We start from the raw sequence: 20,066 nt of genomic DNA on the forward strand, positions 1-20,066 counted from the left end.
GAAAGCCTCCGCGTCAATGCCGCACATGGCATTCGGCTTGGTTTCATCTCTCTTCCCGTGATAAACCCCTGTCACATTCCTATCTAAGCCTTTTGTCTATCCAGGCATTGCAAGCCCATCTACGCCCCGGAAGGGAGACGAAAATGAACAAAGCCTTTTCCCAAATGCGGCAGACCGGTGGAAACCGCAGCGTGGACGAGATCACCCAGGGCCGCCGGCTGCGCCGAATGCGCAAGGCGGACTGGTCGCGCCGGCTGGTGCAGGAACATCGCCTGACCGTCGACGACCTTATCTGGCCGATCTTCCTTTGCGGGGGAAGCAACCACAGCGAACCGGTCGAGGCCATGCCCGGCGTCCAGCGGTTTTCGGTGGATATGGCGGTGCGGCAGGCAGAAAGAGCGGCGAAGCTAGGCATCCCGGCCATCGCGCCCTTCCCTCACGAGGATCTGGAATTCCGCGATGTGACCGGATCCCATGTCGCGAACCCGGACAATCTCATCAATCGCGCCGTGCGCGCCATCAAGAAAGAAGTGCCCGAGATCGGCATCATCACCGATGCGGCGCTCGACCCGTTCACGAGCCACGGCCATGACGGCATTCTGCGCGACGGCATCATCGTCAACGATGAATCAGTGGAGATGGTCGTGCGCGGCGCGCTGGCGCAGGCCGAGGCGGGCGCAGACATCATCGCGCCTTCGGATATGATGGACGGGCGGATCGGCGCGATCCGCGAGGCGCTCGACCGTAACGGATTCAACGACGTCGCCATCATGTCCTATGCGACGAAATTCTCCTCCGCCTTCTACGGCCCCTATCGCGAGGCAATCGGCACGTCGGGGCTCTTACAGGGCGACAAGAAGACCTATTACATCGATCCGGCGAACAGCGACGAGGCGATCCGCGAGGCGGAACAGGATCTGGCCGAGGGCGCGGACATGATCATGGTCAAGCCGGGCCTGCCCTATCTCGATATCGCCCGCCGCCTGAAAGACACTTTCGCCATGCCGACCTACGCCTATCAGGTCTCGGGCGAATACTCGATGATCAAGGCCGCGGGCGCCAATGGCTGGATCGACGAGGAGCGGGTGATGATGGAAACCCTCCTCGCCTTCAAGCGCGCCGGCTGCGACGGCATATTGACCTATTTTGCCGTCGACGTCGCCGAAAGGCTCGCGCGCGGGATTTAACCATGAAAAGGCCGTGTTGCCGCGCGCTTTCTTGAAAAAGCCGTCACCATTTCCCATTTTCGGTTCGCCGGATCGTTTCAAGCCGGTTAGAGGAGCCCGTTACCCGGGAAACTGAGATGACTGATAATGTATTGAACGGCGAGATCGTCCCGTCGCGCCTTGATGACCGCCGTCTCTACAGAGGTGTGCGGACGCGCCGGATATTCGCATTCCTGATCGACTATCTGCTGGTCGGTCTGCTTTGCATTCCCGTGGCCATCATCATCGCCATCCTGGGCGTTGCGACGCTTGGGCTCGGCTGGACGCTCTATGGCATCATGGCGCCGGTCGTGGCGCTCGGCTATGTCGCTATGACGCTGGGCGGTTCACGCCAGGCGACGAAGGGCATGCAGATGATGGGGGTCAAGCTCGAACGGCTCGACGGGCAGCCTGTCGACAGCATGCTGGCGATCGTCCATACGGTTCTGTTCTGGGCCGGCAATGTGATTTTGACGCCGCTGATTCTGCTGGCGACACTCTTTCTCGACCGCAAGAGAACCCTGCATGACCTGCTTCTGGGCACGGTTGTGGTGCGCACCGATCCCTGACATCCCCTTAGGGATGGCGGGAATGTTCAATTTTCCGCCATCCGAAAGCATGACAGATTGATTTCTATTGACGTTTTCCAAGACGGGTCCATGCTGAGATTACCTTTGCGTGTACCGGATATTGAATGACTCACCAACCGCAACAGTCGCCGCAGTTCTTTCTGACCGCCCCTTCGACTTGTCCTTATCTCGAAGGTCAGTTCGAGCGGAAGGTGTTCACGCATCTCGTCGGTGACAAGGCGAACGAACTCAACGATCTTCTGACGCAGGGCGGCTTTCGTCGCTCGCAGAACATCGCCTACCGGCCTGCCTGCGAGACCTGCCGCGCCTGCGTATCGGTGCGCATCTTGGCGGGCGAGTTCGGGATGAACCGCTCGATGAAGCGGATATGGAAGCGCAATGCCGATCTGATCGGTTACAGCCACCGGGCCGAGCCCTCGACCGAACAATATTCGCTCTTCCGCCATTATCTCGACGCCCGCCACCGCAAGGGCGGCATGTCCGACATGACGGTCCTCGACTATGCGATGATGGTGGAGGATACGCATGTCAACACGCAGATCATCGAGTATCGCCGCCGGGGACCGGATTCCTTCATCAGCCACAAAGGCGAAGGCGAGTTGCTCGCGGTGGCGCTGACGGACGTCATGTCCGACGGTCTGTCGATGGTCTATTCCTTCTACGACCCCGAGATCGTCGATCGCTCGCTCGGGACCTTCATGATCCTCGACCACATCCAGCGCGCGGTCGCCCTGGGGCTGCCGCATGTCTATCTCGGCTATTGGGTCGAGGGTTCCAAAAAGATGCAGTACAAGATCCGCTTCAAGCCACAGGAACATCTCGGCCCGAAGGGGTGGGAACGGCGCGATTGACGGCTGTCGGCTTCGATATCCCTCACAACATTCTCTTAATTTGATAGATATTGCCGCGTTGGCGCGATTCGGCGCGCTTTCCATCGTCAAATCAGGGAAATCCACCGCGTGCCAGCGCCACAGTTCGATCATCGCAAGGGCCTGATCATCACGGGCATAGGCGGTCTTTTTCTCACCTTCGACATCCCGCTCATCAAGCTTTCCGACGGCAACAGCTGGTCGATCCTGATGGTGCGCAGCGCTACCACTTTCGCGGCGGCACTTTTGATCTGGGCCATCTGGTCGTTCATGAGCGGGAAAGCCAGACCACTCGTGCCAACGCGGGCCGGCTATTTCGTCGGCCTCCTCTATGGCCTTTCCTCTATCGCCTTCCTCTCCGCCGTGTTCATGACGTCGACGGCCAATCTCGTGTTCATCCTCGCCTTCAATCCGATGTTCGCGGCGCTGCTTTCCTGGCTGTTCCTCAAGGAAAGACCGAAACCGGTCACACTGATCGCGATGGTCTTCATGCTCCTGGGCGTTGCGATCATCGTCAGCGAAGGCTTTTCGTCGGGGCGCTGGCTGGGCGACCTTGTCGCGGTCCTGTCCACGCTGTTGATGGCCTCGGCCATCACGATCAGCCGTTCGACCGGAGAGGATATGGGGCTGACGGCGATCCTTTCCACCTGCATCCCCTTCCTCCTGGCAGCATTCATGGTGCTCACCCATACGGGCTTTGCGATCGCGGATCCGAAGTGGATACTCCTCGACGGCGCGATCATGATGCCGATCGCCTTCCTCTGCCTCGCCACCGGGCCGAAATATATTTCCGGGCCGGAGGTCGGCATGTTCTATCTGCTGGAAACCATCCTCGCGCCGGTCTGGGTGTGGATCATCTTTCTGGAGACACCGAGCCGCCAGAGCCTGGTCGGCGGGCTGATCCTGATCGTCACGCTCGTCGTCCACTCGCTCTGGCAATTGCGCGACGCGCGCCGCGCCCGGAGCAATTTGCCGCGTTATCCGCTGTAGATCAGGAGAATTTCCCCGAACGCGGGAAGCCTTTGGGCACCATGCGTCCGGCGGTGGCGCGGGCGGCGATCCATTCGGCCAGTTCATCCTTGCTGCGGGTGAAGGTGCGGTCGGCAGCGTCCTGCCAGGTCAACCCTTGCGCAAGCGCGAATGTGCGGAGATCGGAAATGCCGCCATCCTTGTATTTCTGCAGGCGAACGCCCTTGCCGCGGCCCATTTCCGGAATTTCCGTGAGAGGAAACACCAGCAGCTTGCGGTTTTCGCCGACAATGGCGAGATGATCGCCCGTAATGCGGCTGCAGATCTTGGCCTCGTCGGGCGCCTTCACGTTCATGATCTGCTTGCCCTTGCGGGTATTGGCCACCGTTTCCGTCTCGGGAATGATGAAGCCGTTGCCCTCATAGGAAGCCAGAAGCAGCTTGGCCGCGGGATCGTGCACGAAGGCCGTCACGATATCCTGGTCGTTCTCCATGTCGACCATGATGCGGATCGGCTCGCCATGGCCGCGCCCGCCGGGCAGCGTGTTGGCGCCGATGGTGTAGAACTTGCCGCCGGTGGTGAAGATCAGGATCTTGTCGGTCGTCTCGGCATGGAAGGCGAGCTTGAGCTTGTCGCCCTCCTTGAAGGTCAGCGTCGTGAAATCGGCCAGATGCCCCTTCATCGCGCGCAGCCAGCCCTTTTCGGAGACCACGATCGTGACCGGCTCCTTCTCGATCATCGCATGATGAATGTCGTCGAGATCGTGGCTCGGCGCTTCGGCGAATGTCGTGCGGCGCTTGCCGAGCGGCGTCTCCGGCCCATATTTTTTGCGGACATTGGCAATTTCCCAGCCGATCGTCTGCCATTGCTTGGCATCCGAGGCCAGAAGCTCCTCGATCTGCTTCTTTTCGGTCGTCAGCCCATCGAACTCCTTGCGGATTTCGAACTCCTCGAGCTTGCGCAGCGAGCGCAGGCGCATGTTGAGAATCGCCTCGGCCTGATTGTCGGTCAGGCTGAACGTCTCCATCAATACCTGCTTGGGATGATCCTCCTGGCGGATGATGCGGATCACCTCGTCGAGGTTGAGATAGGCGATGAGATAGCCGGCGAGCACTTCCAGCCGCTTCTCGATCTCAGCGAGCCTGTAGCGCGAACGGCGGACCAGCACCTCCTTGCGGTGTTCGAGCCACTGTTTCAGCACGTCGCGCAGCGACAGGACGTTCGGCACCTTGCCCTGCGACAGGACGTTCATGTTGAGCGGGAAGCGGTTTTCCAGGTCGGTCAGCTTGAACAGCGATTCCATCAGCAGTTCAGGATCGACCGAGCGGTTCTTCGGCTCCAGAACGACGCGCACGTCTTCCGTGGATTCGTCGCGCACATCGTCCAGCAGCGGCAGCTTCTTGGCGATGAGCAGTTCGGCAATCTTCTCGATCAGGCGCGATTTCTGCACCTGATAGGGAATTTCGGTGACGACCACGACCCACGTGCCGCGCCCGCCGTCCTCCTTGTGCCAGCGTGCGCGCAGGCGGAACGAGCCCCTGCCCGTCCGGTAGGCTTCACGGATCTGTTCCGGCGGCTCGACCAGAATGCCACCGGTCGGGAAATCCGGGCCAGGCACCATGGCGACGAGCTCGTCAACGGCGGCGTCCGGCTTCTCGATCAGGTGAAGTGCGGCATCGCAGAGTTCGGCGACATTGTGCGGGGGGATGGATGTCGCCATGCCGACGGCGATACCGGAGGAGCCGTTCGCCAGTATGTTCGGAAAGGCGCCGGGAAGGACGACCGGCTCCTCGTCCTCTTCATTATAGGTCGGGCGGAAATCGATCGCGTCTTCGGTGATGCCGTCGAGAAGCAGCATCGCCACATCGGTCATGCGCGCTTCGGTATAGCGCATGGCGGCGGCGTTATCGCCATCGATATTGCCGAAATTGCCCTGCCCGTCGACCAGGGGATAACGCACCGCGAAATCCTGCGCCAGACGGACGAGTGCGTCATAGATCGCCTGATCGCCATGCGGATGGTATTTGCCCATGACGTCGCCGACGATGCGGGCGCATTTGGCATAGGCGGAATCGGGATTGAGGCGCAGAAGCCGCATCGCGTGCATGATGCGGCGATGCACGGGCTTCAGGCCGTCGCGCACATCGGGAAGCGCGCGGTGCATGATGGTCGAAAGCGCGTATGCGAGATAACGCTCTTCCAGCGCCGACTTCAGGTCGACCGGTTCTATGTTGTCGTGCCCACCATCAGGCGGAATCAGGCTTTTTCCCATGGAAAGGGGTTAGCAAGCGGGTGATTCTGCGGCAAGTCAATATGGCGCGAATGCAGGTTTTGGGCCGTGTTTTTCCGCACAATCCAACGCGATTCGGTTTCTCGCGCCGGATATGGGATCGAGCGAAGCCTTTTGGCACGCACTTTTAACCGCGGTTGATGAGAATGCGGGCCAATCGGCCCCGCCTATGCCATTATCCCAAGCGATTGAACCTGCACCAGCTCTCGGAAAACCATTTCGAATCCGGGGGCGATATTGTAGAAAAACGCTCACCGTCCAATGAGGAAGTCGCCATGTCCGCCCTATCCCCGCTGAAATCAACGGCACGCAATCTTGCGGCGGCGTCCGCGCTGTCACTCCTGATGGCCGGATCGGCCTTTGCATTCGACGGCAATGCCGTGGCGGAGCGTCTGAAGGAACTCCAGGCCACGCAAGGCAGCGAACTCAACTATCAGAGCGTGGAAACCAGCGGCTCGACAGTGACCCTGAAGGGTGTCTCGGTCAAAGCACCGGGCACGCCCGCTACGGAAAAACCCTTCAATGTCGGCGATATCGTGCTCAGCGACGTCTCGGACGCGCCGGACGGCGGCTACCAGATCGGCAAGGCGGATGTGCCCGACATGTCGGTCCCCTTCGGGGGCATGACCATTGCACTCAAGGGCATGGAGCTCGACAATCTTCGTCTTGCGGCCAAGGGCTCGACCGGTCCGCTGGCCAGCGTTGTCTATTACGAGAAGGCCGAAATCGATCAGATGATTTTGACACATGAGGGTAACGACGTTGCCACGCTGCAGGATATCGTGGCTACAATCTCGCCCTACAAGGAAGGCCAACCGATCGACTATACCTGGGATGTCGACAAGATCGCCGTCGATCTGAGCAAGATCCAGCCTTCGAAGGCAAAGGAGACGCTGACGGCGCTGGGCTACCAGAAGATCAACGGCCATATCGATTCGAAGGGGACATGGTCGGTGTCGGATGGGCGCTTCCAGCTCAACCAGTTCGACCTCGTCATGGACGATGGCGGGACGCTCGGTCTGAAATTCGATCTCGGCGGCTACACACTTGATTTCATGAAGGAGCTGCAGCAAGCGCAGGCGATGATCGCCGCCGATCCTGACAGCGAGGCCGGCGGGCTTGCGATGCTCGGGCTCCTGCAGCAATTGACGGTCAGCGGCGCGACGGTGCGTTTCGACGACGCCTCGCTCACCAACAAGGTTCTGGATTATTACGCCAAGCAGCAGGGCGCTGAACGCTCAACCTTGGTCAACCAGATGAAGGCCGTCCTGCCGCTGTTCGCCGGACAGTTGCGGAATGCCGCATTCGCAAGCCAGGTGACCGAGGCGGTGAGCGCCTATCTCGACAACCCGAAATCGCTTGAAATCCGCGCAGCGCCCCCCTCGCCCGTTCCTGTCGCCATTTTGATGGCCACCGGCACGGCGCAGCCGGAAAAGCTGCCGGATGTGCTCGGCGTGACGGTCACGGCGAATAAGTAGGCGGAGTGGTTTTGGATGCGGGTGCTATTACCCCCTCTGGCCTGCCAGAGGGGGTGAGAAGAAGCGCCAATCCGTTCGACAACATGATTCCCCAAAAAGCCCGGCATCGCTGCCGGGCTTTTTTGTAACTATCTGAATCGGTTATGACCGTCGTTACGCGTCTTTCTTCACCGGGCTGAGCCGGATATGCAGGTCGCGCAGCTGTGCCGGCGTTGCTTCGGACGGCGCGTTCATCAGCAGATCGTAGGCCTGCTGGTTCATCGGGAACATGGTGATCTCACGCAGGTTCTTCGCGCCGACCAGCAGCATCACGATGCGGTCGATGCCGGCCGCCATGCCGCCATGTGGCGGTGCGCCGTACTGGAAAGCGCGATAGAGGCCGCCGAAGCGCTCCTCCACCGCTTCCCGATCGAAGCCGACGATCTCGAACGCCTTGACCATGGTTTCCGGCAGATGGTTGCGGATGCCGCCGGATGCGATCTCGAAGCCATTGCAGACCATGTCGTACTGGAACGCCTTGATGGACAGCGGATCCGCTCCCTCAAGCGCCTCGATGCCGCCCTGTGGCATGGAGAACGGGTTATGGCCGAAATCCACCTTCTTCTCGTCCTCGTTCCACTCATAGAACGGGAAATCGATGATCCAGCACAATTCGAACCGGTCGCGGTCGACGAGGTTCAGTTCCTCGCCGACGCGGGTGCGTGCAGCGCCGGCAAAGGCGACGAATTTCTTCGGGTCGCCGGCGACGAAGAAGCAGGCGTCGCCAGCCTCAAGGCCCAGTTGTTTGCGTATCGCCTCGGTACGCTCCGGGCCTATATTTTTGGCGAGCGGGCCTGCGCCTTCGAACTTTGGAAGCGCCTCTTGCGCTGCATCCTCTTGGCGTTTCCGTTGTGCAAATTGCTCGTTGCTATCAAATTCATTGAATTCTTCGTTGGAAATCGCGAGTGGATTTTCTGGCTTGCGCCAGAAGATGTAGCCTAATCCTGGCTGGCCTTCCGATTGGGCCCAACCATTCATTCGGTCACAAAAAGCCCGACCGATTGGCTCGTGATCGGTTTTCCGACGCTTTGCCGGGATTGCCCAGACTTCCACCTTCGAATCGCTGGCGATCATGTTGGCGAAGACCTTGAAGCCGGAACCGGCGAAATGCTCCGTCACCGCTTCCATGATGATCGGATTGCGCAGGTCCGGCTTGTCGGAGCCGTATTTGCGCATGGCCTCATCATAAGCAATGCGCGGGAATTTCTGCGTCACCGGCTTGCCGCCGGCGAATTCCTCGAAGACGCCCTTGAGTACGGGCTCCATGGTCGTCAGGATATCTTCCTGCTCGACGAAGCTCATTTCCACGTCGAGCTGGTAGAACTCGCCCGGCAGGCGGTCGGCGCGCGGGTCTTCGTCGCGGAAGCAGGGCGCGATCTGGAAATAGCGGTCGAAGCCGGACATCATGATGAGCTGCTTGTACTGCTGCGGCGCCTGCGGCAGCGCATAGAACTTGCCCGGATGAATGCGGCTCGGCACCAGGAAGTCGCGTGCGCCTTCGGGCGAGGACGCGGTCAGGATCGGCGTCGAGAATTCTGTGAAGCCCACCTCGCCCATGCGCCGGCGCATGGCCGCGATGATGCTTGTGCGGCTCATGATGTTCTTGTGCAGCGTCTCGCGGCGCAGGTCGAGGAAGCGGTATTTGAGGCGGATATCCTCGGGATAATCCGGCTCGCCGAACACCGGCAGCGGCAGTTCCTTCGCCGTCGACAGCACTTCGATCTCGCGCGCGAAAATCTCGACCTCGCCCGTCGGCAGGCCGGAATTGATGGTGTCGCCGGTGCGGGCCTTCACCTCGCCATCGACGCGGATCACCCATTCGCCGCGAACCGTTTCGGCGACCTTGAACGCCGGCGAATCGGGATCGGCGACGATCTGCGTCAGGCCGTAATGATCGCGCAGATCGATGAAGAGAATTCCGCCGTGGTCGCGGACGCGATGAACCCAGCCTGACAGGCGGACGGTCGAGCCGACGTCCGACTTGCGAAGGGCTGCGCAGGTGTGGCTGCGGTAACGGTGCATGATGTCTGCCTCTGAATTTGGAAATGATGCACAGATGACTGCGCTTAGGCGCTTTATTCCAGCCGCATGACCTTGTCCGAAACTCTGCAACTCGTTCGGGATCATGCTCTAAAATTCCGGCGGACAAGCGCATTTTGGCTTGGTTTTGTCAAGGTGTCATCAGGGGCGTCCGGCAAACCTTGCCTTCGTTGCCCTCATAAAGACAAAATGTGCATTCGCCCGCGACAAATCTTTTTGCATTGGTTATAGAAAAATTCATGAACCTGATTACCACGACAAAAGGCCTCGAAGAGGCCGTTTCCGCCCTTTCGAAATCCGATTTCATTACAATCGATACCGAGTTCATTAGGGAGACGACATTCTGGCCTGAGCTATGCCTCATCCAGATGGCTTCGCCCGACCATGCGGCGCTGATCGACGCGCTGGCGCCGGAACTCGACCTCACGCCTTTCTTCGCGCTGATGGCCGATGAAAAGGTGATGAAGGTGTTCCATGCCGCGCGGCAGGATATCGAGATTATCTTCCATTTGGGCAATCTCATTCCGCACCCGGTGTTCGACACGCAGGTCGCCGCCATGGTCTGCGGCTTCGGCGATGCGATCTCCTACGATCAGCTCGTCAACCGGGTGACCGGCGTCAATCTCGACAAGTCCTCCCGCTTTACCGACTGGCGCCGGCGGCCGCTTTCGGACAAGCAGCTCGAATACGCGCTGGCGGATGTCACCTATCTCCGGGACATCTATCTGCACCTGAAGGCGAAGCTCGAAGAGGAGGGTCGCTCCGATTGGGTCAGCGAGGAAATGGGAATCCTGACCGCGCGTGAGACCTATGACCTCCACCCCGACGACGCATGGAAGCGCCTGAAGTCCCGGTTGCGCAAGCCGCAGGAACTCGCGGTGATGCAAGCCGTCGCAGCCTGGCGGGAACGCGAGGCGCGCGAGCGCAACGTGCCTCGCGGCCGCGTCATCAAGGACGACACGATCTATGAGATCGCCCAGCAGCAGCCGATAGACGCCGAGACACTCGGGCGGCTCAGGACCATTCCGAAGGGCTGGGAACGCTCCGGACAGGCCACCGGACTGATCGCCGTCGTCAATGAGGCGCTGGCGATACCGCGGGACCAGATGCCGCGATTGCCGAAACAATCGCATTCGCCGGAAGGCGCCGGCGCGGCAGCCGATCTCCTCAAGGTGCTATTGAAGCTGGTCACCGAGGAATATGGCGTCGCCGCCAAGATCGTCGCCAATTCCGACGATATCGACAGAATCGCCGCCGAAGGCGAAAACGCCGACGTCGCCGCGCTGCATGGCTGGCGCCGCGAGGTCTTTGGCGAAAAGGCGCTGAAGCTCATCAGCGGCGAGATCGGAATCAAATTCGTGAACCGTCGAATCACGGCGGTTACGCTGGATTGAAGTGGTTGGGTGGACCTGGTCTAGCGTTGCGGGCTTGACGCACCCCCCTCTGCCCTCCTGAACTTATCGAGGGGCGGCCATCTCCCCCGCAACGAGGAGATTGGCTTGCATCGATAGCGGTGCTTACCGTCGACGTCTGCGATTAGCAGCAATGTGGATGAAGGCACGATCTCCCCCCAATGCTGGGGATATGTCCGGCAGGACAGAGGGGGCGCTGTCCCGCCAGCCTTTCCACTTCAGTCTGAAATGCGCTAATCCCCAACTGCCAGATGCAACTCCCGCCCCACGAGTTTCGCCAGATGCTGCAGCCGGGCTTCCGGGCGTTCGGCTACGAGATCGCCATGGCTCCGGGGGACCAGCAGTTCCAGACCACCGTTTTCGGTTTCTCGCCATTGCAGGTGCGGAATGATGCCGGGCATTGATGCCGACAGGAGATAGACGACGCGCAGGAGAGCACCCAGCAGCTTTGCCCGCTCGCGAAGCCTCGGCGTGGCCAGCGCGAGGATTTCCGGCGCTACCGCATCATCCACCACGCCCTCGTGCCGAAAGTAATTGGCAAGCGCCATGTAGGAGCGTCCGGGATGATCGATGCCGCCGAACGAGCCATGCGCGATGAGGTTAAGCGCCTGCGACCCGCGATAATCGGGGTGTGCCCGCCAACTGATATCGGCGAGCAGACAGGCAGCCTTGCGGTAGCGCGCTTCGTCGCTGGTCTCGTCGAACCCGAGCGCGGCGAAAGCCTTTTCGGTCCAGTCGGCGAGCTCATGCGCGTGACGCGGCGAACGGGCGCGCAGAATGGCCGTCTCCTCCGCCGCGGCCAGCAGCGGGTCGGCCCGCTGTTCCTGCTTGGACAGGAGCGAATAGAGGTAGCCCTCGCGCACGCCGAGCGCTGAAAAGACGATCTTCGACGGCTTCATCCGGCGCACGGTTTCCAGAAGCACCGTCGATCCATAGGACAGCAATTGCCGGCGGCTTTTCGATACCGCTTCGATGCCGCGCATATGGTCGACATCGCCCCTGGCGACGCGGAGCAGGAAGTTATGCGCTTCGTGCGGGTCGATCTCGTAGGCGTGCATGATATGCAGCGGATAATGTTTGGCGCTCATATGCAGCTTGGCGAGGTTTCGCCATGTGCCGCCGACCGCATAGAAGATGCGGCCCTCGCCCTGCTCCAGAAGCGTAGCCTTGGCGAGTTGTTCACGGGCGATCTTGGCCGCTTCCGCAGGCTTTCCGTTCGACAGATCCTGAAGGCGAAGCCCGCCTAGGGGAAGCGTGATGCCGTCGCCTATGGTGTAGCCGCGGACATCGACCAGTTCGAGGCTGCCGCCGCCGAGATCGCCGGCTATTCCGTCGGGATTATGGAAGCCGGAGATGACGCCGAGGGCGGAATAATAAGCCTCTTCCTTGCCGGTAAGCACCTGGATGTGTTCGCCCAGAACGGCTTCGGCCTCCGCGATGAAGGCCGGGCCGTTCTCCGCCTCGCGCGCGGCTGCGGTGGCCAGCGCGTGCAGCGACGAGGCCCCGGCCTGTTCAGAGAGCGCCCGGAAGCGTCGCAGCGCCTTCAATGCGCTGTCGACAGATTTATCGTTGAGCCGGCCGCTCCTCGCCAGTCCCTTGCCGAGACCGCACAGGATCTTCTCGTTGAAAAGCACCGTCGGCGAGCGGACGACGCCTTCATAGACGACGAGGCGGACCGAGTTTGATCCGATATCGATGACAGCGACAGGCTGGCGCCCTTTGAGGCGTCCCTGAGCCAGAGGAAGACTCATGCGGTCCTGTTTCTCTCGGCTCTGGCGCGCTTGCGATGGGCAATCAGGCGCGGCGCCGAGGATTTCAGCGATTTACCGCGCCCTGACAGGCTTGGATTGGTCATGAAATATTCCTGCGCGTTGAAGGCTTCTTCCCCCTCGGCAGGTTTTATCCGGCGGGAGGTACCATCGGCAAGTAGTTCGTAGCTCTGCTGATTGTCAATGATGTTGGCGAGCATGATCTGCGAGAGCACCTGCTGATGCACCGTCGCATTGGTGATCGGCACCAGTGTCTCCACCCGGCGATCGAGATTGCGCGGCATCATGTCGGCGGAGCCGATATAGAGGATCGCCTTCTCCGAAGGCAGGCCGTGACCGTTGCCAAAGCAGAAAATGCGGCTGTGTTCGAGGAAGCGGCCGACGATGGACTTGACCCTGATATTGTCGGAAAGCCCGGTGACCTTCGGCCTCAGGCAGCAAATGCCGCGCACCACCAGATCGATTTCCACCCCGCCCTGGCTCGCCCGATAGAGGGCATCAATAATCTGTGGATCAACGAGCGAGTTCATCTTCATCCAGATGGCGGCAGGCCGGCCGGCCTTCGCATGGGCGATCTCGTCATCGATGTGCTTCAGGATTCGGTCCCGCAATGTCAGCGGCGAAACAGCGATGCTCATCTCTTCGGCAGGCTGCGCATAGCCGGTGATGAAATTGAAAAGGTGGGAGACATCTCGCGCGATGACCGGATCACTCGTGAAGAAGGAAAGATCGGTGTAAATGCGCGCGGTGATCGGATGGTAGTTGCCGGTGCCGAGATGCACATAGGTTCTCAGCTTTGCATCCTCGCGGCGCACCACCAGCGACATCTTCGCATGGGTCTTCAACTCGATGAACCCGAAGACGACCTGAACGCCGGCCCGCTCCAGATCGCGCGCCCAGCGGATATTGGCCTCCTCGTCGAAGCGCGCCTTCAGCTCGACCAGCGCCGTCACCGATTTCCCGGCTTCCGCCGCATCGACCAGCGCGCGGACGATGGGGCTGTCGTTCGAGGTCCTGTAGAGCGTCTGCTTGATCGCCAGAACTTCGGGATCGGCCGCCGCCTGGCGCAGGAACTGCACCACTACGTCGAATGATTCATAGGGATGGTGAACGACGATATCCTTTTCGCGGATCGCTGCGAAGCAATCGCCGCCATGCTCCCGAATACGCTCGGGGAAGCGCGGGTTGTAGGGCACGAATTTCAGGTCGGCGCGCGGCACAGAGACGATTTCGGAGATCATGTTGAGCGCCAGCAGGCCCTTCAGCACGCTGATGCGGTTTTCCGGTACGGCGAGTTCGCTGGCGACGAAGATGCGCAGAGGCTCCGGCATCTCGCTGTCGAACTCGATGCGGATGACCTGGCCGCGGCGGCGGCGCTTCAGCGCACTTTCGAACAGGCGCACCAGATCCTCCGCCTCCTCCTCGACCTCGATATCGCTGTCGCGGATGATGCGGAAGGTGCCAGCGCCCTTCACCTCATAACCCGGGAAAAGCTTGCCAATGAAAAGGCCCACCGCGTTTTCCAGCGAGATGAACCGGAATTGGCTGTTTTCGGTGGGAAGCGGGATGAAGCGCTTCAGCGCCACCGGCAGGCGCAAGAGCGCTGTCATCGGCTGATTGTCGGCACGGCGGGCAAGCTGCAGGGCCATGGAGAAGCCGAGATTGGGAATGAACGGAAAGGGATGCGCCGGGTCGATCGACAGGGGTGTGAGGACAGGAAAGATCGTCTCGAGAAAATGGTCTTCCAGCCAGAGTTTTTCGCTCCTGGTCAGCGCCTCGGGTTTGACGATCTCGATATTCTCGCGGGTAAGCTCCTCGAGAAGGCTGTGCAAATTCTCCTGCTGCGCCGCCTGGAGGCTACTCACCTCTTCCAGCACGAAATCGAGTTGTTCCTGCGGCGTGCGGCCGTCGGCGCTGCGCGTTGCGATGCCGGCGCGCACCTGCCCGGCGAGACCGGCAATGCGGACCATGAAGAACTCATCGAGATTGGCCGCCGAAATGGAGAGGAAGCGCACGCGCTCCAGAAGCGGCTGCTTTGCGTTGCGGGCCTCCTCCAGCACACGGGCGTTGAACTGCAGCCACGAAAACTCGCGATTGACGAAACGGTCCGGGCTTTCCAGCAGGGAAGGTTCTCCCGGCGCGGCGGCGGCCTCCATTTCGATCCTGGTCGCGGCTTCCTCAATTGCACTCGTGTTCGCTTCGTTCATCTCATCCCACTCCGGTTCTGTCCGGCCCACCTCAGACGGTCCGGATCGGTCACGGAACCTATGAAAGTCTTATGACAGTTTGATAGCACTCGGCTTGAAATGTCTCGCGAATTGATACAAATCACTTCCGAAAACACATCAATCGCGGTAACACACACGCTGATTATAGCATGATCCCGGAGAAGAAATCGCCTTCCAGGGATCATCGGTCAATTCAAAATGGTTGGGGCGTCCCTTGCGCATACGACGCGCGGCGCTCCGGACGCTGGAGCGCAACATGTCCGATCATGGTATTCCTCATTTCCACAATGATGCCGGTCATCCCGTCGTCGAAATCGGCGTGAAGGAATTCATGTGCGTCGGCGCCAACCCGCCCTTCGACCATCCGCATGTCTATCTCGACATGGGCGACGAAGCGGAGATCGTCTGCCCCTATTGCTCGACGCTCTATCGCTACAATCCGGCGCTTGGCCCGAAAGAGACCATTCCCGCCGGCTGCCTTTATGTCGAAGCGGACCTCAAGGCGGTCTGATCGGCGCGATAAAACCGGGCGCGTGGAACGTGGAGCTGCAGCCAAGATCATGACAGCTTCCGCCGCGCACCGTATCATCATATCAGGCGCCGGCATTGCCGGGTTGACGGCGGCGCTGGCGTTTGCGGCGAAAGGTTTTTCCGTCGCCATTTTCGACAAGACGCCCCGGCTTTCGGATGTCGGCGCCGGCCTGCAGCTTGCCCCCAATGCCACGCGTCTGCTCGCCCGCCTCGGCGTGCTCGAGCGTCTCATGGCGCATGCGGTCATCCCCGACGCCCTCTATCTGCAAAACGGAACAAGCGGCGAAACCCTCCTGCGCATGGCACTCGGCGATGCGGCGGAAGCCCGCTGGAACGCTCCCTATCTCGTCTGCCATCGCGCCGATCTGCAGGCCGCGCTGGTCGCCGCGGTCAGCGAACACCCCGACATCACGCTCAGCCTCGGCTCGAACGTTGTTTCCCATCGCGCAGACCAGGACGGAGCGACGGTGCAGATCGACGCCGGAGACCGCATCGAGGAACATCGCGGCGCGCTGCTGCTCGGCTGTGACGGCGTATGGTCGACACGGCGCTCCGCCGGGGAGCATCGCCCGGGCGCCGCCTTCACCGGCCACATCGCCTGGCGGGCAAGCCTGCCGCGCGCGGCCCTGCCGCAGGCTTTCGAAAACCTGCTGCCGGAAGGCAACAGCGTTTCGGCATGGCTTGGCCGTGGCGTGCATTTCATCGCCTACCCCGTCAGGGCCGGGAAATCCTTCAACTTCGTCGCCATTACCAAAGGGCGCGATCCTGGCCGCGAATGGTCCTCCCAAGGCGACAGCATTGCGCTTTCCGCCGCTTTCTCGGGGTGGCACCGTGCCATCCATGATGTCATCCGTGCGGCGGAGCAATGGACATTCTGGCCGCTTTTTCAGATCGCCCATCCGCACTTCACCTTGAGCGAGCGGGTGGTGCTTCTGGGCGATGCGGCGCACGCCATGACGCCTTTCGCGGCACAGGGCGCGGCGATGGCAATCGAGGATGCCTGCGCGCTTGCGGCGGCGTTATCCGGCGAGGAAACCGGCTGGCCGGCGTCGCTCGCCCGTTTTAACCGTGCGCGGCTGACGCGGATCGCAAGCGTCACCAGGCGTGGTTTGCTGAACCGCTTCGCATATCACGCCGCCGGGCCATTCGCGCTTGGGCGCAACATGCTTCTGCGGTCACGTCCGCCGGAGCGCTTCCTTGCCGATCTGGACTGGCTTTATGGGTATGATGGAACCGGGTTTGGGCCGGTCGAGGTCGGGGCTGCAATACCCCCCTCTGCCCTGCCGGGCATCTCCCCCACAAGGGGGGAGATTGGCTGACGCAAATCCGGGTGCTTATTCTCTGACGTCGGTGATTGGCAGCCTGCATCCAATGAAGGCGTAATCTCCACCCTTGAGGGGGAGAGGCCGGCAGGCCAGAGGGGGGTATTACGGCGTGAACACCCTCCTGAATGACCTCAATGCAGGATCTGGCTGAGGAACAGCTTGGTGCGCTCGTGCTGCGGGTTGTCGAAGAATTCTGCCGGCGAGTTCTGCTCGACGATCTGGCCCTGGTCCATGAAGATCACGCGGTTCGCCACCTTGCGCGCGAAGCCCATCTCGTGGGTGACGCAGATCATGGTCATGCCTTCCTCGGCGAGCGACACCATGGTGTCGAGCACTTCCTTGATCATTTCCGGGTCGAGCGCCGAGGTGGGTTCGTCGAACAGCATGATGCGCGGGTTCATGCAGAGCGAGCGGGCGATCGCCACGCGCTGCTGCTGGCCGCCGGAGAGCTGGCCCGGATATTTGTTGGCCTGCTCCGGGATCTTGACGCGCTCGAGATAATGCATGGCGAGTTCTTCCGCCTTCTTCTTCGGCGTCTTGCGAACCCAGATCGGCGCGAGCGTGCAGTTTTCCAGGATGGTCAGATGCGGGAACAGATTGAAATGCTGGAACACCATGCCGACTTCCCGGCGCACTTCATCGATCTTCTTGAGATCATTGGTCAGTTCGATGCCATCGACGATGATCTTCCCCTTCTGGTGTTCCTCCAGCCGGTTGATGCAGCGGATCATGGTCGACTTGCCTGAGCCCGACGGGCCGCAGACCACGATGCGCTCGCCGCGCATCACCTTCAGGTTGATATCGCGCAGCACATGGAAATCACCATACCATTTGTGCATGTTGACGATCTCGATGGCCACGTCGGTGGAGGAAATCTGCATGCGGGACGGATCGACCTTGATCTCTTCCGCATCGACCACGCTTTGTTGAGCTTTCATCAAAAAGTTCCCTTAGTTCTTGTGACTTGTATCGAGGCGGCGTTCCATGAACATAGAATAACGCGACATCGAAAAACAGAAAATCCAGAAGACGAACCCGGCAAAGATCAGCCCTGTCGCCGGCGTCTGCGGCGACGCCCAATTGGCATCGGCGAAGTTTTGCCGGACAATCCCGAGCAGGTCGAACATGCCGATGATGTAGACGAGGCTCGTATCCTTGAACAAGCCGATGAAGGTGTTGACGATACCGGGAATGACCAGCTTGAGCGCCTGCGGCAGGACGATCAGCGCGGTCTTGTGCCAATAATTGAGGCCAAGTGAGTCCGCACCCTCATATTGCCCCTTCGGGATCGCCTGAAGACCGCCCCGGACCACTTCCGCCATATAGGCGGAGGCGAACAGGGCAACGCCGATCAGCGCGCGCAGGAGCTTGTCGAAAGTGACGCCCGGCGGCAGGAAGAGCGGCAGCATGACGCTGGCCATGAACAGGACTGTCACCAGCGGCACACCGCGCACCATCTCGATGAAGATGACGGAAAACAGCTTGATGACAGGCAATTGCGAACGGCGCCCCAATGCCAGGAGAATGCCGAGCGGCAGGGAAACCGCAATGCCGACGAAGGAGAGAACCAGCGTGACCAGCAGGCCGCCCCAAAGCGGGGTCTCGACATAGGGAAGGCCGAACCAGCCGCCGACCAGCAGGAAGAAGGCGACAATCGGGAAAACGAAGAAGAAGACGAGCGCGTTCAGGCCCTTATGCGGTACTTTTGGGATGAGGAGCGGGACAAGGGCCAGCACGAACAGCACCGCGACCAGCTTGACACGCCAGCGCTCATCAATGGGATAGCGCCCATAGAGGAACTGCTGGAACTTCGCATCGACGAATGCCCAGCAGGCTCCGGACCAGCCCTCCGGCTGGATGCCGCCTTGAGCCGCCGTGGTGCAGACGCTGCGGTCCGCTCCCGTCCATACAGCATTGACGAAGAGCCAGTTGATCATCGGCGGCAGCAGCCAGACAAGGACCAGAATGGCCAGAACGGACAAGGCGGCGTCAACCGGCGTGGCAAACAGATTGGTGCGCAGCCAGTTGGCCAGACCGTGCTCGCCGCGCGGCGGGGATATCCCGTGCGTCATTTCGGTACGCACATATTTGAGATCGGGGGTGAGATCGGAATTTGTCATCTTATCTCTCCACCAGGGCCATTTTAGCGTTAAACCAGTTCATCAATCCTGACGTGATCAGGCTGAGGCCGAGATAGATCACCATCCAGATGGCCACGATTTCGATCGATTGGCCGGTCTGGTTGAGGATCGTTCCGCCCACGGCGACGAGATCGGGATAGCCGATGGCGATGGCCAGCGACGAGTTCTTGGTAAGATTGAGATACTGGCTCGAGAGCGGTGGAATGATGATGCGCAATGCCTGCGGGATCACCACAAGACGCATCGCCTGCCCCGGACGAAGACCCAGAGCGTAGGAAGCCTCGGTCTGCCCTCTGCTGACACCCAGAATGCCGGCGCGCACGATCTCGGCGATGAAGGCCGCGGTATAGAAAGAAAGCGCCAGGAAGAGCGCCAGGAATTCCGGCCTTATCTGCGTTCCGCCCGACAGGTTGAAGGTGCCGAGTTGGGGGTAGTCGAACGACAGCGGGAAGCCCGTGACGACGAAGGCAAGCAGCGGCAGTCCGACAATGAGCGCAGCGGCGGTGCGGTAGACGGGGAATATCTGCCCCGTCGCCATCTGCCGCTTTCGCGCCCAACGGAAGACGAGGAACGAAAGCGCCAACCCGATCAGCAACGCGATACCGATCAACCCGGCATTCTCCCCCCATACGGCAACGGGAAAAAAGAAGCCGCGATTGTTGAGATAGCTGCTGAACGGCAGCGAAATGCTTTCGCGCGCCTGCGGCAACACCGACAAAACGCCGAAATACCAGAAAAAGATCACCAGAAGGGGCGGAACGTTGCGGAAGATTTCCACATAGACCAGGCAGATCTTGCGGACCAGCCAGTTCCGGGAGAGCCGGCCGATACCGATCAGGAAGCCCAGAATGGATGCGGTCACGATACCGATGACCGCCACATTAAGGGTATTCAGAAGGCCGACCAGGAGCGCCCGGCCATAGGTGGCATCGCTCGAATACGCGATCGGTGACTGGCTGATATCGAAACCGGCGCGGCCATTGAGAAAGCCGAATCCCGAGGCGATGTTCGCGCGCTGCAAATTGGCAACCGTGTTGCCGACAATCCACCAGATCAGCCCTATGATGGCGATAAAAGTCACGGCCTGATAGATTATGCCGCGGATTTTCGGGTCGTACAGCCATGATACGCCCGGGCTTTCACGGCCGGATTCTGTAATATCCTGAGACGCCATGTACCC

General features: G+C 60.6%; 15 protein-coding genes. 8 read left to right on the forward strand and 7 right to left on the reverse strand.

Going from position 1 to position 20,066, the window contains the following annotated elements; genetic code table 11:
* The first annotated feature begins 143 nt into the window (after positions 1–143).
* From hemB to DUT91_RS12430, 4 genes are all read left to right on the forward strand, one after another.
* A complete protein-coding gene (hemB, locus tag DUT91_RS12415; RefSeq protein WP_114440740.1) occupies positions 144–1,187 on the forward strand; it encodes a porphobilinogen synthase in 1,044 nt (347 codons plus the stop codon).
* Positions 1,188–1,303: 116 nt separating this feature from the next.
* Positions 1,304–1,774, forward strand: a complete 471-nt coding sequence (locus DUT91_RS12420) for an RDD family protein (RefSeq protein WP_114440741.1) — start codon at positions 1,304–1,306, stop codon at positions 1,772–1,774.
* A 125-nt stretch (positions 1,775–1,899) separates the two neighbouring features.
* A complete protein-coding gene (locus DUT91_RS12425; protein WP_114440742.1) occupies positions 1,900–2,646 on the forward strand; it encodes an arginyltransferase in 747 nt (248 codons plus the stop codon).
* A gap of 108 nt (positions 2,647–2,754) precedes the next feature.
* Positions 2,755–3,654, forward strand: coding sequence for a DMT family transporter (locus tag DUT91_RS12430; protein ID WP_114440743.1), 900 nt, complete (start codon positions 2,755–2,757; stop codon positions 3,652–3,654).
* Position 3,655: 1 nt separating this feature from the next.
* Here DUT91_RS12430 and parC read toward each other — a convergent pair whose 3' ends face one another.
* A complete protein-coding gene (gene parC / locus DUT91_RS12435) occupies positions 3,656–5,905 on the reverse strand; it encodes a DNA topoisomerase IV subunit A (RefSeq protein WP_114440744.1) in 2,250 nt (749 codons plus the stop codon).
* A gap of 293 nt (positions 5,906–6,198) precedes the next feature.
* Here parC and DUT91_RS12440 point away from each other — a divergent pair, with 293 nt between their 5' ends.
* Positions 6,199–7,401 carry a hypothetical protein gene (locus DUT91_RS12440; protein ID WP_147272179.1) on the forward strand — a complete coding sequence of 401 codons (1,203 nt, stop codon included), beginning with the start codon at positions 6,199–6,201 and terminating at the stop codon, positions 7,399–7,401.
* Between the two features lie 153 nt (positions 7,402–7,554).
* Here DUT91_RS12440 and aspS read toward each other — a convergent pair whose 3' ends face one another.
* Complete coding sequence (aspS, locus tag DUT91_RS12445) at positions 7,555–9,462, reverse strand: aspartate--tRNA ligase (protein ID WP_114440746.1); 1,908 nt, start codon at positions 9,460–9,462, stop codon at positions 7,555–7,557.
* A 257-nt stretch (positions 9,463–9,719) separates the two neighbouring features.
* On the opposite strand from aspS, the gene rnd reads away from it, so the two are divergent.
* A complete protein-coding gene (gene rnd / locus DUT91_RS12450; RefSeq protein ID WP_114441160.1) occupies positions 9,720–10,874 on the forward strand; it encodes a ribonuclease D in 1,155 nt (384 codons plus the stop codon).
* Positions 10,875–11,125: 251 nt separating this feature from the next.
* On the opposite strand, the gene ppx is transcribed toward rnd, so the two are convergent.
* Entirely contained in the window at positions 11,126–12,643 is a 1,518-nt protein-coding gene (ppx, locus tag DUT91_RS12455) for an exopolyphosphatase (RefSeq protein WP_114440747.1), read from the reverse strand.
* Positions 12,640–14,868 carry an RNA degradosome polyphosphate kinase gene (locus DUT91_RS12460; protein ID WP_200834957.1) on the reverse strand — a complete coding sequence of 743 codons (2,229 nt, stop codon included), beginning with the start codon at positions 14,866–14,868 and terminating at the stop codon, positions 12,640–12,642. Before DUT91_RS12460 ends, ppx begins: the two co-directional genes overlap by 4 nt.
* Positions 14,869–15,145: 277 nt before the next feature.
* Between DUT91_RS12460 and DUT91_RS12465 the strand changes: the two genes are divergently transcribed.
* On the forward strand, positions 15,146–15,400 hold the full coding sequence (locus DUT91_RS12465; protein WP_114440748.1) for a zinc-finger domain-containing protein: 255 nt from the start codon (positions 15,146–15,148) through the stop codon (positions 15,398–15,400).
* A gap of 49 nt (positions 15,401–15,449) precedes the next feature.
* Complete coding sequence (locus DUT91_RS12470) at positions 15,450–16,739, forward strand: FAD-dependent monooxygenase (protein ID WP_200834958.1); 1,290 nt, start codon at positions 15,450–15,452, stop codon at positions 16,737–16,739.
* A 137-nt stretch (positions 16,740–16,876) separates the two neighbouring features.
* On the opposite strand, the gene DUT91_RS12475 is transcribed toward DUT91_RS12470, so the two are convergent.
* From DUT91_RS12475 to DUT91_RS12485, 3 genes are all read right to left on the reverse strand, one after another.
* Positions 16,877–17,626: an amino acid ABC transporter ATP-binding protein gene (locus DUT91_RS12475; RefSeq protein WP_245419726.1), complete on the reverse strand. Its 750-nt coding sequence runs from the start codon at positions 17,624–17,626 to the stop codon at positions 16,877–16,879.
* Between the two features lie 69 nt (positions 17,627–17,695).
* The gene (locus DUT91_RS12480) at positions 17,696–18,865 is read right to left on the reverse strand and encodes an amino acid ABC transporter permease (RefSeq protein ID WP_114440750.1); all 1,170 of its coding nucleotides are present in this window, start codon (positions 18,863–18,865) and stop codon (positions 17,696–17,698) included.
* Position 18,866: 1 nt separating this feature from the next.
* Positions 18,867–20,060 carry an amino acid ABC transporter permease gene (locus DUT91_RS12485; RefSeq protein ID WP_114440751.1) on the reverse strand — a complete coding sequence of 398 codons (1,194 nt, stop codon included), beginning with the start codon at positions 20,058–20,060 and terminating at the stop codon, positions 18,867–18,869.
* Positions 20,061–20,066 lie beyond the last annotated feature (6 nt).

It is taken from the genome of Paramesorhizobium salinisoli (assembly GCF_003335045.1).
GTDB lineage: Bacteria > Pseudomonadota > Alphaproteobacteria > Rhizobiales > Rhizobiaceae > Paramesorhizobium > Paramesorhizobium salinisoli.

Bases quoted from the DNA above. Each gene is read 5' to 3' on its own strand.
- hemB (WP_114440740.1), top strand. From the start codon at position 144: ATGAACAAAGCCTTTTCCCAAATGCGGCAGACCGGTGGAAACCGCAGC.
- DUT91_RS12420 (WP_114440741.1), top strand. From the start codon at position 1,304: ATGACTGATAATGTATTGAACGGCGAGATCGTCCCGTCGCGCCTTGAT.
- DUT91_RS12425 (WP_114440742.1), top strand. From the start codon at position 1,900: ATGACTCACCAACCGCAACAGTCGCCGCAGTTCTTTCTGACCGCCCCT.
- parC (WP_114440744.1), bottom strand. From the start codon at position 5,905: ATGGGAAAAAGCCTGATTCCGCCTGATGGTGGGCACGACAACATAGAA.
- DUT91_RS12440 (WP_147272179.1), top strand. From the start codon at position 6,199: ATGTCCGCCCTATCCCCGCTGAAATCAACGGCACGCAATCTTGCGGCG.
- aspS (WP_114440746.1), bottom strand. From the start codon at position 9,462: ATGCACCGTTACCGCAGCCACACCTGCGCAGCCCTTCGCAAGTCGGAC.
- rnd (WP_114441160.1), top strand. From the start codon at position 9,720: ATGAACCTGATTACCACGACAAAAGGCCTCGAAGAGGCCGTTTCCGCC.
- ppx (WP_114440747.1), bottom strand. From the start codon at position 12,643: ATGAGTCTTCCTCTGGCTCAGGGACGCCTCAAAGGGCGCCAGCCTGTC.
- DUT91_RS12460 (WP_200834957.1), bottom strand. From the start codon at position 14,868: ATGAACGAAGCGAACACGAGTGCAATTGAGGAAGCCGCGACCAGGATC.
- DUT91_RS12465 (WP_114440748.1), top strand. From the start codon at position 15,146: ATGTCCGATCATGGTATTCCTCATTTCCACAATGATGCCGGTCATCCC.
- DUT91_RS12470 (WP_200834958.1), top strand. From the start codon at position 15,450: ATGACAGCTTCCGCCGCGCACCGTATCATCATATCAGGCGCCGGCATT.
- DUT91_RS12475 (WP_245419726.1), bottom strand. From the start codon at position 17,626: ATGCAGATTTCCTCCACCGACGTGGCCATCGAGATCGTCAACATGCAC.
- DUT91_RS12480 (WP_114440750.1), bottom strand. From the start codon at position 18,865: ATGACAAATTCCGATCTCACCCCCGATCTCAAATATGTGCGTACCGAA.
- DUT91_RS12485 (WP_114440751.1), bottom strand. From the start codon at position 20,060: ATGGCGTCTCAGGATATTACAGAATCCGGCCGTGAAAGCCCGGGCGTA.